This window comes from Neotabrizicola paludis (assembly GCF_044142105.1).
Classification (GTDB): domain Bacteria; phylum Pseudomonadota; class Alphaproteobacteria; order Rhodobacterales; family Rhodobacteraceae; genus Pseudogemmobacter.
Window position 1 is genome coordinate 146,430 of the sequence record NZ_JBGTYM010000003.1, and the last position, 12,444, is coordinate 158,873.

At 63.8% G+C, this 12,444-nt stretch carries 11 protein-coding genes; 1 reads left to right on the top strand and 10 read right to left on the bottom strand.

Annotated features, from left to right (window positions below; all coding sequences use genetic code 11):
- Positions 1 to 49: 49 nt before the first annotated feature.
- The 7 genes from sseA to ACED67_RS09215 all read right to left on the bottom strand — a co-directional run bounded on the left by sseA (position 50) and on the right by ACED67_RS09215 (position 7,988).
- Positions 50 to 913: a 3-mercaptopyruvate sulfurtransferase gene (sseA, locus tag ACED67_RS09185; protein WP_395541296.1), complete on the bottom strand. Its 864-nt coding sequence runs from the start codon at positions 911 to 913 to the stop codon at positions 50 to 52.
- The gene (locus ACED67_RS09190; protein ID WP_395541297.1) at positions 910 to 2,286 is read right to left on the bottom strand and encodes an MmgE/PrpD family protein; all 1,377 of its coding nucleotides are present in this window, start codon (positions 2,284 to 2,286) and stop codon (positions 910 to 912) included. The genes sseA and ACED67_RS09190 overlap by 4 nt, the downstream gene beginning before the upstream one ends.
- A 70-nt stretch (positions 2,287 to 2,356) precedes the next feature.
- The gene (locus ACED67_RS09195; RefSeq protein ID WP_395541298.1) at positions 2,357 to 3,373 is read right to left on the bottom strand and encodes a Bug family tripartite tricarboxylate transporter substrate binding protein; all 1,017 of its coding nucleotides are present in this window, start codon (positions 3,371 to 3,373) and stop codon (positions 2,357 to 2,359) included.
- 23 nt (positions 3,374 to 3,396) lie between these two features.
- Positions 3,397 to 4,908, bottom strand: a complete 1,512-nt coding sequence (locus ACED67_RS09200) for a tripartite tricarboxylate transporter permease (RefSeq protein ID WP_395541299.1) — start codon at positions 4,906 to 4,908, stop codon at positions 3,397 to 3,399.
- Positions 4,909 to 4,921: 13 nt separating this feature from the next.
- Positions 4,922 to 5,383, bottom strand: coding sequence for a tripartite tricarboxylate transporter TctB family protein (locus ACED67_RS09205; protein WP_395541300.1), 462 nt, complete (start codon positions 5,381 to 5,383; stop codon positions 4,922 to 4,924).
- A complete protein-coding gene (locus tag ACED67_RS09210; RefSeq protein WP_395541301.1) occupies positions 5,376 to 6,791 on the bottom strand; it encodes an MmgE/PrpD family protein in 1,416 nt (471 codons plus the stop codon). The genes ACED67_RS09205 and ACED67_RS09210 overlap by 8 nt, the downstream gene beginning before the upstream one ends.
- Before the next feature lie 72 nt (positions 6,792 to 6,863).
- The gene (locus ACED67_RS09215) at positions 6,864 to 7,988 is read right to left on the bottom strand and encodes a 4-oxalomesaconate tautomerase (RefSeq protein WP_395541302.1); all 1,125 of its coding nucleotides are present in this window, start codon (positions 7,986 to 7,988) and stop codon (positions 6,864 to 6,866) included.
- Between the two features lie 131 nt (positions 7,989 to 8,119).
- On the opposite strand from ACED67_RS09215, the gene ACED67_RS09220 reads away from it, so the two are divergent.
- Entirely contained in the window at positions 8,120 to 9,022 is a 903-nt protein-coding gene (locus tag ACED67_RS09220) for a LysR family transcriptional regulator (protein ID WP_395541303.1), read from the top strand.
- A 13-nt stretch (positions 9,023 to 9,035) separates the two neighbouring features.
- Here ACED67_RS09220 and ACED67_RS09225 read toward each other — a convergent pair whose 3' ends face one another.
- The 3 genes from ACED67_RS09225 to ACED67_RS09235 form a co-directional block, all read right to left on the bottom strand.
- Positions 9,036 to 10,439, bottom strand: coding sequence for an FAD-binding oxidoreductase (locus tag ACED67_RS09225; RefSeq protein ID WP_395541304.1), 1,404 nt, complete (start codon positions 10,437 to 10,439; stop codon positions 9,036 to 9,038).
- Positions 10,440 to 10,570: 131 nt separating this feature from the next.
- Positions 10,571 to 11,335, bottom strand: coding sequence for an enoyl-CoA hydratase/isomerase family protein (locus tag ACED67_RS09230; RefSeq protein WP_395541305.1), 765 nt, complete (start codon positions 11,333 to 11,335; stop codon positions 10,571 to 10,573).
- A gap of 3 nt (positions 11,336 to 11,338) precedes the next feature.
- Complete coding sequence (locus ACED67_RS09235) at positions 11,339 to 12,091, bottom strand: IclR family transcriptional regulator (RefSeq protein ID WP_395541306.1); 753 nt, start codon at positions 12,089 to 12,091, stop codon at positions 11,339 to 11,341.
- Between the last annotated feature and the right edge of the window lie 353 nt (positions 12,092 to 12,444).

Here is a 12,444-nt window from a genome sequence, read left to right on the forward strand (position 1 = left end):
GGGCACAGCGCGTGTCCGGGTCTGGTCGTCATCAGGCAGTCCGGAGCCCTCAGCTGGTCGGAACGCCGCCTGTCACGACCGGCGTGTCGCCGGCCTGCCCCCATTCGGCCCAGGCCCCGTCATAGACGGAGGCCTCAGCGCCAATCAGATGCAGGCCGAAAGCCAAGGCCGCAGCGGTGACGCCCGATCCGCAGCTTGCGATTATCGGGCGGGAAGGGTCGATCCCCGCCGAGGAAAAGGCCGCGCGGATCGCGGCGGGAGCCAGGACCTCTCCGGTTTCGGGGTTGCTGAGCAGGCCGAAGGGCAGGTTCCGGGCGCCCGGCATATGGCCCGAGCGCAGGCCGGGCCTTGCCTCGGGCTCGGCGCCGGTAAAGCGCGCGGCTGACCGGGCATCGACGACCTGCGCCGAACCCGTTTCCAGCGCCGCGCGAACCTGATCGCGCGCCCGGATCAGATCGGGCCGGAAGGCGGGGGTAAAGCGGGCCGGGCTCGGGCTGGGCACCCGGTCGGTCAGTGGCCGGCCCTCGGCCTGCCATTTCTTCAAGCCGCCATCCATCACCGCAACCCGGTCATGGCCGAAGGCGCGCAAGGTCCACCAGGCCCGGCCGGCAGACATCAGCCCCGGCGTGTCATAGACGACCACCGCCGTGTCATTGCCGATCCCCATGGCGCCGACCATCCGGGCGAAAGCCTCGGGCGTGGGCAGCATATGGGGCAGGGGGGTGCCGTGATCGGCCACGGCATCGATGTCGAAGAACACGGCATCGGGCAGATGGCGCTGTGCGTAAAGCTCGGCCGCTGTGGGCCTACCGCCCGGCAGCACGAAACTCGCGTCCAGAACCACCAGTCCGGGCGCGCCCAGATGCTCGGCCACCCAGCGGGTGGAGACGAGCGGCTGATCCCGTCGCATCATGCCCGCGGCCCCGCGATCCGCATCACCTCGGCCAGGGCTTCGGGCGTGTCGATGCTGCGCGCCGCCTCGTAAAGCGCGTCCACATCGGCCGCGCTGTGCAGGGGCGCCACCATGGCCTCGAACTTGTGGCGCAATTCGTCCCAGGACAGCGGATTGTCGGGGTGACCCTTCAGGATCTTCGTCGTGGCCTTCAGCACTTCGCCATCTTCCATGACCACTTCCACATGCGCTTCGGCCGGCGACTGGCCGACCACCGGCTGCACGGTGATCCTGTCGATCAGCGCCATGATCGGCGCCTCCTGCAGCGTCGCCTCGACGAAATCGCTGGGCAGAAGGTGGCGGCCCGACAGGCCCATCGCGACGCAGAACGGGATCGAGAACTTGCCTTCCAGCGGCGTGACCGGCTTGCCCTTGCCGGCGGTCACCAGCGCATGGCCATGGGTGCGCACATGGACCGAGCGGATCGCCCGGCCCTTGACCTTGTCGGCCAGGCTGCGGGCGGTTTCGGTCGAGGCATGGGTGGCCCGGCACGAGGCGAACAGCTTGAAGCCGTTGCCCAGGATTTCCCAGCGCGTGCCGAAATCGTCCAGGGTCGGGATATCGCCCGAGGCATCCTGGATCATCGCTGACAGCCAGCCGCCCTTGATCTCGTACAGCGTCTGCGCCGCCTCATAGCCTTCGGCGGCATATTGCGCGGCCATGATCCCGTCCATTGCGGCCTTGCCGGCATGGAAGGGTTTCGAATGGGTGCCGAAGGATCCGACCAGTCCGCCCATCGTGGTCGCGGCATTGCCCAGTGCCGAGCCGGTCTGATGCGGCGTCAGCCCCAGAAGCACGGCCGTCGACGAGGCGGCCCCGGCGCGGCCCACGACCGAGGTCGGGTGAAAGCCGTTGCGTTGCAGCGCCCGGCCGACGCCGTTCGGCCCGCCATTGCCAAGCTTGGCCATCACCTCATAGCCGGTGATATAGGCGCCGATCATCGCGCCGCCCGACAGGCCCAGCTCCTGCGCCATGGCCAGCGTCGCCGACCAGACCGGGCCCGAGGGATGGCCCGCGCCCAGGGGATGGGTATCGTCGTAATCCTGCGAATGGGTGGCGGTGCCGTTCACCAGCGCGGCCAGGGCCGGCGCGGTTGTATAGCTGTGGAAGACGGTCGCCTTGCCCGGCGCGTTCCAGCGGCGGATCGCCGCCGAGACGGCGCGAACCGGCGGATCGTTCATCGCGCCCAGCGTCACCCCCAGATAGTCGACGAAGGCCTTACGGGCGGCATCCAGGACTTCGGGAGGATAGACCCTTCCGTGTCCGGCAGAGATGAAATCGACAAGTTGTTCGCCGCGGGTCGGTGTGGAAGCAGAGGGCGCGGGCTGGGTCATGACAGGGACTTTCGCAAGAGAGAGAACTGCGGACCCAAAGATCCGCAGCACTTGTCAGGGAGGGCAGGGGTCAGTTCTTCACCGGCTCGGTTGCATTCGCCAGAAGCTCGGTGTAGCGGGCGTTCTCCTTGTCCAGGAAAGCTGCGAAAGCCTTGCTGTCCAAAGGCGATGCCACAAGATTTTCCTTCGCCAGCATGTCCTGCCAGGCCTGCGAGGCCTGAAGTTCGCCGAAGGATTTGTCCCAATAGGCGATCTGCGCTTCTGTCAGGCCCGGAGGGGCGATGACCGATCGCCAGGCGTAGACAACAGCGTCGACACCCAGTTCCTTCCACGTCGGCGTGTCGGCCAGCAGACCACTGCCGCGTTCGTCACTGGCCACCGCGATGTAACGCAGCTCGCCAGATTCGACGAAAGGATCCAGCGCGAAGGGCGTGGTGATCGCGACATCGACATGGCCGCCAAGGGTTGCCGTGACGCCTTCGGCAGAGCTGTCGAAAGCGACGGCCTTCAGCTTGGTGACATCGGCGCCCGCAGCCTTGGCCACCAACAGGGCCGAGATGTGGTTCGTCGTGCCGATCCCGCTTGAGATCGAGAAGGACACCGAAGCCGGATCTGCGGCAAGCATGTCGAGAAGCGTCTTGGCGTCGGTGATCTTGCTGTCCTTCGCAACGGCAAATGCCATCTGTTCGTTGAACAGCATCGCGATGGGGGTCACGTCGGTATACTTCTGCGGGCTGCGTCCAAGGATGTTGTTCGACAACATGACTCCGCCGATAGCCTGCAGGTAGTGGGCGTCGCCAGCATGGCTGATCGTATAGGCCAGCGCGACGGAATGGCCGCCACCGGGCTTGTTAACGGTAATGCTGTCATTCGGAATTGCGCCGATCGCCTTCAGATTGGCTTCGACGTCGCGCGCCGTGCGATCCTGTGCTCCGCCCGGCGCGACACCGACGACGATCTCGACGGCATGCTCGGGTTTCCAGCTGTCCTGTGCCGTGGCCATGCGAGGCAGTGCCGTTGCCGCCAGGGCGAGAGTTGACGTGCCCAGGAAGGCACGGCGGGTGTGGGTCGCGGTCAATTTGGTCATAGGTTTCCTCCTAAATAAGTCTTTCACTGCGCGGGAATTTCCTGCGGCTTGCGCCGACGGCGCAGCAGGCGCAGAACGATGGGGCCAAGGACCATGGCCGTCGCCAGAACAAGGAACAGGATGGCAATCCAGCTGGACACCAGGATGGTGGGGTCACCGCCCGAGAGCGTCATCGACTGGCGGAACGACTGTTCCATCTTGCCGCCCAGAACCATCGCCAGGATCAGCGGCGCGATCGGGATGTCGCATTTCTTGAAGACATAGCCCGCGATGCCGAAGCACCAGGTCAGCAGCAGGTCCTGCGCCGAATTGTCGATCGAATAGACCCCGATTGAGGCGATCACCAGGATCAGCGGCAGAAGGATGCCGGTCGGCGTGTGCAGCACGCGGACGAACAGCGCGATCAGCGGCAGGTTCAGCACGAAGAGCATCAGGTTGCCGATATACATCGACCCGATCAGCCCCCAGACCACATCTGGGTTGCGGGTGAACAGCAGCGGCCCGGGCTGGATGCCGAAGATGATGAAGGCGCCCAGCAGGATCGCCGTCGTGGTGCCGGTGGGAATTCCAAGTGCCAGCAGGGGCACCATATGGCCACCCACCGCGGCATTGTTCGCGGCCTCGGGTCCGGCGACGCCCTCGATCATACCGGTCCCGAACTTTTCCTTCTCCTTGTGGATCGAGCGTTCCAGCGAATAGCTGAGCATGGTCGAGATCGTGGCCCCGCCGCCCGGAATGACGCCCTTGAAGAAGCCGATCAGCGTGCCGCGGATGATCGGCATATAGGAACGCCGCCACTCTTCGGCTGTCAGCCACAGCCGACCCTTGATCGCCAGCACGGTGGAATTGCCGCGCAGGTGTTCCTCGATGTTGACCAGCACTTCGGCGATGGCGAAGAAACCGACTGCGGCAACCAGGAAGCTGATGCCGTCCTGCAGTTCCAGATTGCCGCCTGTAAAGCGTGGCATGCCGCTTTGCAGGTCTATGCCGATGGTGGCGATCATGAGACCGATCACCATCGAGAACAGGCCGCGCGCCACCGATTTGCCGGTCAGACTCGAAACCGCAGCCATCGAGAAGATCAGGATGGCAAAATGCTCGGCCGGACCGAACTTCAGCCCGAACCGCGCCAGCGGCACTGCCATCAGCGTCAGCGCGATCACGCTGAACGTGCCAGCGATGACCGAGGCGATAGCGGAAACCGCCAGCGCCGCTCCCGCACGGCCGTTCTTGGCCATCTGGTAGCCGTCGATCGCCGTCATTACGGACGAGGCCTCGCCAGGGGTGTTGATCAGGATCGAGGTGGTCGAACCGCCATACATGGCGCCGTAATACATGCCGGCTAGCATGATGAGCGCGGTGGTGGGGTCCATGCCGAAGGTCAGCGGTAGCAGGAGCGCCATTCCGGCGGCGGGGCCAAGGCCGGGCAGCACGCCGACCAATGTGCCAAGGATGCAGCCAAGCAGGGCAAAACCCAGGTTGTGGAACTGGAACGCGACCGCAAAGCCGTTGAGGATGTGTTCGTAGGGAAGCATCTGGTTTCCTCCCTCAGAATGCCAGCAAGCCGCGAGGCAGCTGCGTTCCGAAAGCGTGGACGAAAATGAAATAGCTCGCAGCGCAGAAACCCAGCGTGACCACGACAGGAACCCATCGCGGGCCGCGATAGAGGACCAGCATCGAGACGAGCAGGAAGATCAGCGTCGACAGAAGGTAACCCAGCGGCCTGAACAGCAGGAAGAAAGCGAGGATCGCGCCCGCGGCCAGAGCAAAGGTCAAACCGTCCTCGCGCAGAAAGCTTCGGAAATTGGCCCGGGCTGGTGCCCAGTCTTTTTCACGAAGGCCTTCGACCAGAAGCAGACCTGCAACGCCGACGAGCATGATCATCAGAAGGTGCGGATAGGCGGTTGGACCAAGGACATCGCCGAACATCATGGAGGGGATGGCGGCGATGCCGAACCAGTAGATCAAGGCGATCACGATCGCGACGACGGCGAGGATGACGTTAACCATGAGCACTGGCCAGGATCTTGGGGGCAGCCTTGCGCTGCATCATCTGGGAGGTCAGGACTGAAAGATCTGCAGCTTTCGGCAGGGCCAGAAGTGCATCCCACAGGGCCCCTGCGCCATCGGCCCCGGAGACAAGCCCCGCGCAATCCAGGAACTTCTCGCGCACCATATCGGGCGTCATCGGGTGGTCATAGGTCGACCCCATCGCCGCCTCAACATAGCGGGTCAGGGTGCGGCCATCCTTGGTGACAATGGTCACATCCGCACCGCTTGGATTCTCGCGGTCATAGCGCACAAGGCGGCTTCGGGCCATGAGCGCGCGGGCTTCGCCGTCCGTGAAGGCCGGTCCATCGTCGAAGTCGCTCATCATGATTTGGCCGGCGACAATTGCGCGGGCGGCGCAGTAGGTCATCGAGAATTTTGCGGCCAGTGGTGTCGCGGGGGCGGGCACGTTGATGTGCGGGAAACGGATCGGATGTACCGCGACTTCGATGGACTCGATATCGGCAGGGGTCAGGCTATGTTCCTCGCGCAGGTCGAGAATGCCGTCCAGCCCGGGAGCCGTGGCGTAGCAGCAGGGATAGCGCTTCTGCTTGATGCCCTTCTTGCGGTCGAGGATCTTCAACTCGCTGCCCGCCCAGGGTTGAACCAGCGCATCGAGATCGACATTTTCCATCCCGCGGTTATAGGCGTTAAAATAGCCGTGGTGATGTTCCAGCGATGTCTCGCCCGAGCTGAAGCCTTCCTTCGCCAGCAGCACTGCCATCAGCGCATTGCGATTGGCATTGCCGACGCCGAGGGGTTTGGTCATCGATCCGAAATTCGATTTCACGCCGGATGCGAGATGCGTCGCTATGCCGATGGCCATGGCCATCTGATGCCGGTCAAGACCGGCCAGAACGCCACAGGCCGCCACGGCCCCGAAGATGCCCACCGTGGTCGTCGGATGCCAGCCGTTGGTATACTGGAACTTGCTGACCGTGTTGCCGAAGCGGGCGGCGGTTTCGAAGCCGCAGAGGAAGGCATGGATCAGCTGCGTGCCACTGGCTTTCTGCTTTTCGGCCAGGGCCAGCAGCGCGGGCAGGACCGCGACCGAGACATGGCCGAAGAGATGCGAATTGCTGTCATCATAGTCCAGCATATGTGCCGCGGCGCCGTTCAGCAGGGCCGCGTCAAGCACGCCCAATCGGCGCGTTCCCCCCAGAACGGCGGAGGGGCCATCGCCCGCACCAGGGAGGACAGCCCGCGACAGCATGCCATGGCCTTCATGTGCCGCGCCGGCAAGCGTCACGCCAAGCGTATCGATGATGGCCATCAAGGCACGATCACGCGCCTCGTCCGGGAAATCGCTTTTCGCGAGATCCAGAATATTCTCAGCTGCGGCAAAAGATGCCGTCTTGATATCAGTCATCGTTCCTCCCTTCGTCCTGGCTTGCAGGGGCACCTTTTCAGGCATCCTCCTCCTCGGGGCCATTCCATAGATTCATGCCGAGACAGGCGTTTCCTTCTCGAGCTTGGTCCCCATGAAGGGGTTTTGTGCGTTCCCTAGCTTGGCTGGCACCAGGATGCGGCCCTCGAACAGTCGGCGCGCGGTGCGCAGCAGGCTGGCCACGGTCCGGTCGCCGCGCCGGCGCATGCCCACGTCCATGCGGCCCATCGGATGTTCGAACACCACCACCGAAGGCGGCGTGCGCAGTCCGATCAACTGTTCGACCAGCGTGCCCGAAACGGTGCCCGCGGTCGCAAGCCCGATGGCGCCCGTGGTGGCCAGGGTGGGATGGCAGGTTGCCGGCATGAAATAGCGCACCGCCAGGTCGCCTTCGCCCGCGGGCGGCGCGATCAGCACCGGCTTTGGCACCACCTTTTCGGACACATCGCCCAGCCCCATCCGGCGCCCCGCCTCGCGGCGCAACTCTTCCAGCCGGGCCAGAAGACCGGCATTCGCATTCAGCTCGGCCGCGGTTTCATGGCCGGTCACGCCCAGATCGGCGGCCCGCAGCACCATCATCGGCATGGCAGCGTTGATGCAGGTCGCGTCGATTCCATCGATGCGGTCCAGCGTCTGGCCGGTCGGGAACATCGTGTCCTGCGCCTGGGCCGATGCGTCCAGGAAGGACAGCATCACCGGCGCCGCCGTGCCCGGCACACCGTCGATCTTCGCCTCGCCGCCGTAGGTGACAATGCCACCTGGCGTCTGAACCTCGGCCTCGACCATCGTCCGGGTGTTCACATTGTAGATCCGCACCAGCGTGACGGGATCCATGATCGGGATAAGCCCAGCCTCGATCGCAAAGGGACCGACCGCCGACAGCATGTTTCCGCAATTGGGGGAGGTATCGACCAGCCGTTTTGCGACCGAGACCTGGGCGAAAAGATAGTCCACATCCGCCCCTGGCCGGGTCGAGCGCGAGACGATTGCGACCTTGCTGGTCACCGCATTTCCGCCGCCGATGCCGTCGATCTGAAGCGGGTGTCCCGCGCCCAAGGCGGCAATCAGGATCTCGTCACGCAGGGAGGGATCGTCGGGCAGATCCTGGGCCAAGAAAAAGGGGCCGCGCGACGTCCCGCCACGCATCATAACGCACGGGATCCCCGATTGATCGTTCATTTGACTGACCTTCTGCTTACCAATGCAAGCTGCAACAATTCTGATGCGCAAATCGCATCAATTCCTTTGATTGAAGCATTCCGTAAATCGACTAATATTTGAAATGCAAAGAATCTCGGGAGTGATCCAAGTTGCGCATCAATTGCGAAATCCTCGACCTCAGGTCATTTCTCATGGTGGTCGAGCTGGGAAACTTCCATCGCGCGGCAGACGCGCTGAACATGTCGCAGCCGGCGCTGAGCCGGCGTATCCAGAAACTGGAGCAGACCATCGGCGGGGCGCTTCTGGATCGCTCGACGCGCCACGTCACCACGACCGCCATGGGGATGGAGCTTGTTCCTCTGGTACGGCGCATGCTGGAAGAATTCGACGGTTCGCTTTTCGCGTCGCGCGACACGCGATCTCAGCGTGCTGCGATCATCAACATGGCCTGCATCCCAACGGCGGCGTTCTATTTTCTGCCTTCGGTGATCCGCCGCTTCTCCGAGGAGTTCCCACAGGTCCGCTTCTCGATAATGGATCTTCCGGCAACGCAGGGGGTTCAGGCGGTCGCGCGGGGCGAGGTCGAGTTCGGCATCAATTTCATGGGCAACACCGACCCCGATCTGGATTTCATCCGCCTGATCGAGGACCCGTTCGTTCTTGCAGCACGCAAGGATCACAGGCTTGCCAGCGCGCCCGAGGTCACCTGGGCCGACCTGCAGCGGTGCCCGTTGATTTCGGTTCATCGGTCTTCGGCAAATCGCACGCTGCTGGATTCTGCTTTGGCCAAATCAAACCAGAACCTGCCCTGGACCTATGAAGTGACCCACCTGTCCACCTCGCTTGGCCTGGTCGAGGCGGGCCTGGGTATCGCGGTGCTGCCTCGGCTGGCAATGCCGCAGGGCGATCACCCGTTCCTAGCGGCGATTCCGATTGGACAACCCGAGGTCACCCGGACAATCGGCATTCTCAAACGCCGCAGTGTCACGCTGTCACCGGCAGCCGAGCGGTTCATGAAGATGCTGATCGGCACCTGGCAGCCCGACTCCTAGGCCGGGCCGTGGCTCAGGGGGCGGGGTCGAAGATCTTGCCGGGGTTCATGATCCCGCGGGGGTCGATCGCCGCCTTGATCGCCACCATCAGATCCACCGCCTCGCCCTGCTCCTTGCGCAGATAGGCCTTCTTGCCCACGCCCACGCCATGCTCGCCCGTGCAGGTTCCGCCGACGGCAAGCGCCCGGTCGATCATCCGCCCGTTGACCGCCTTGATCCGGGCGATCTCATCGGCATCGGCGGGGTCCATCAGGAACAGGACGTGGAAATTGCCGTCGCCGACATGGCCCAAAATCGGCGCGGTCAGGCTATTGTCGCGGATGTCGCGCTGCACCTCGAAAATCACGCCCGCCATGGCCGAGATCGGCACGCAGACATCCGAGATGAAGACCTCACAGCCCGGCCGCAGCCCCTTGGCCGCGAAAAGCGCATGGTGCCGGGCTTTCCACAGCGCGTTTCGTTCTTCGGTCGCGGTGGCCCAGCGGAAGCCTTGGCCGCCATTGACCTCGGCCAGTTCGCCGAACAGCCGCACCTGCTCGGCCACGCCCTCGGGCGAGCCGTGGAATTCCACGAACAGCGTTGCAACCTCGGGCAGGCCCAGATTTGAATCCTTGTTCACCGCAGCGACCTGGATTTCGTCCAGAAGCTCGATCCGCGCCATTGGGATGCCGATCTGGATCGCCATGATCGTCGCCTGCACCGCGCCTTCCAGGCTGCTAAAGGCGCAGACCGCGGCCGAGATCGTCTCGGGGATGCCGTAAAGCCGCAGGGTGACGGCGGTGATGATGCCCAGCGTGCCTTCCGAACCCACGAAGAGATGCGTCAGGTCATAGCCCGCCGCCGATTTGCGCGCCCGCGTGCCGGTACGGATCAGCCTGCCATCGGGCAGAACCACCTCAAGCGCCAGGATATTGGTCGCCATCGTGCCGTAGCGCACCGCATTGGTGCCCGAGGCGCGGGTGGCGGCCATTCCGCCGATAGTGGCATTCGCGCCGGGGTCGATGGGGAAGAACAGACCCGTGTCGCGCAGATGGGTATTCAGCGCCGCGCGCGTCACGCCGGCCTCGACCGTAACGTCCAGATCCTCGGCGTTGACCACAAGGATCCTGTCCATGCCTGACAGATCAAGACTGATGCCTCCACATGGCGCGTGAATATGGCCTTCCAGCGATGATCCGGCGCCAAAGGCGATGACGGGAATCCGATGGTGATGGCAGATCCGCATCACCGCTTGCACCTCGGAGGTGGATTTCACGAAGACCACAGCATCCGGCGGCGGAGCGGCGTGCCAGCTCATGTCCTGCGCATGCTGCTGGCGCACGGCCAGAGCGCGGCTCAACCGGGTGCCGAACAGGGCCCCGAGTTCAGCAAGCGCGGCTTCTACGACCGTGGTGGATGGCGGCGACAAGTCTTGCATGGTGTTTTCCGCGTCAGAAAGATGTCGTGGTCGGCATATAAGGCCGGGAGTAATCCGGCAAATGCAACATTTGGCCAGTTTGATATTGAAACCGGATCAATCCGGGCCCCTCGCCCGCCACTGGAGAGCGATCAGCCGGGCACACTGACCCCTCCTGCCGAAAGTGGGGCCGCCGATTTCAACGTCGCGCTATAGGCCTGAATCCGGTCGCGCAGCCCCGGAGCGCTCGCGGACCGTGTCAGCGCGGCAAGGTCCGCGTCCGACCGGTCCTGACGTATCACCTGCCGCAGGCGCGCGACCGCGTCAGCCGGCAGCCGCCCGGCATTTGCGGCAAGTTCGGCAACCCGGTCCATGGCGGCATTCTGCGACTCGACATGGTCCGTTGCCAGGCCGATCGACATCGCCTGGTCGGCCCCGACCGTCCTGCGCGCCAGAAGGATGGATTGCGCCGCCGGCGCGCCGACCAGTGATGCCAGGCGGCTTGTGCCAAGGACAATGCCGAAGGCTACACCCGGGAAGGCAAAGCGTGTGTCGGCAAGGCAGAGCCGGTGGTCGCAGGCCGCGAAAAGATCGGCCCCGGCGCCGTAGGCAGCGCCTTGCCCAACACAAAGGGTTTCAACCGGGCTGGTTTCGATCGAATTGCGAAGCGTCTCGATGCGGACGAAGCGCAGCAACAGGGTTGCGTCGGTTTCCCCGTCCAGCGCCGACAGGTCCAGCCCGGCACAGAAGTTGCGCCCTTCGCCGCGAAAGACCACAAGGCGCGATGTGGATTGTGCTTGCGCAAGGCAACTGATCAGCTCCTCGACCATCTGCAGGCACAGCGCATTGCCCCTTTCCGGCTTGTTCAGCGTGATGGTTGCGACTGCGCCGTGGTGTTCAACTCTTGCGAAATCCATTTTCTAGATCCGTTCCCGATAGCCCAGACGCAGCGAAATCTCGGCGGCGGCGCGGATCACGAGCGTTGCAAAAGTGGCGATCCGTTCGGGCGTGATGCGCTGGCGCGGCCCTGAGATGCCGATAGCCGCATCGACGCGCCCGTCCGCACTGCGGATCGGCGCGGCGATCCCGCCGACGCTTTCCCGCCATTCTCCCAGATTGACGGCAAAGCCCTGTTCGCGGATGCGGGCAAGTTCCAGGCCAAGCAAAATGGGGTCCGCCAGCGTGGTCGCGGTGTGACGCTTCAGGCTGGTGGCCACGGCCTCGATAAGCTCGGGCCCTTGCCAGGCGAGAAGCGCCTTTCCCGTCGCCACAGCATAGGCCGGTGCCCGCCCCCCGACGGTCGTATAGGCGCGCACGGGTTCCGAGCTTTCGATCTTGTCGAGATAGATCACCTCATCGGCGTCCAGGACCGAGAGATGGACGGTCTCATGGGTTTCGGCCGCAAGCCAGGCCATGCTGTCCTGCGCCTCGACCTTCACGCTGACACCCGCAATCGCCCGCTGGCCCAATTCCCACAGGCGGACGCTCAGCCCGTATTTCCCGGTAAGGTTATTCCGGCGCAGATAGCCCGCGGCCTCCAGTGTCTTGAGGACGCGATGCGCGTTGCTTTTGGTCATGTCGAGGGTCTTTGCCAGCTCGGTCGCGCCGACCGGCCCGCTGGCTTGGGCTACGGCCTCCAGTACCCGAAGGCCCTTCAAGAGTGTCGAGTCCACGGATTATGATTCCCATAGGCCATATTATGGCACCTAGTTCTAATATTTAGCACGCCTCCGCGCAACCACTACCGAAGTTCTTCTCCCACCGCGGCGCGATATGGAATTGTTTTCTATAGATATTATATACCCCACTTCTGAAGCAAGGCGATGTTGACACCGCGGGAGTGGCGGCACGATAATCAATTTACGAGACTGCGTGCCAATATATAGCACGACATTCGGGCGACTGGCGTGGGGAGGCGCCGGTCGAAAGGCTGAACGAGACCGCTTTTCCGACTTTCGGATTGAAGCGGACTTTCCAGCCCCACAGCGAAAACAACAGGGCGGCAAAGCCGTTCACCTTGGGAGGA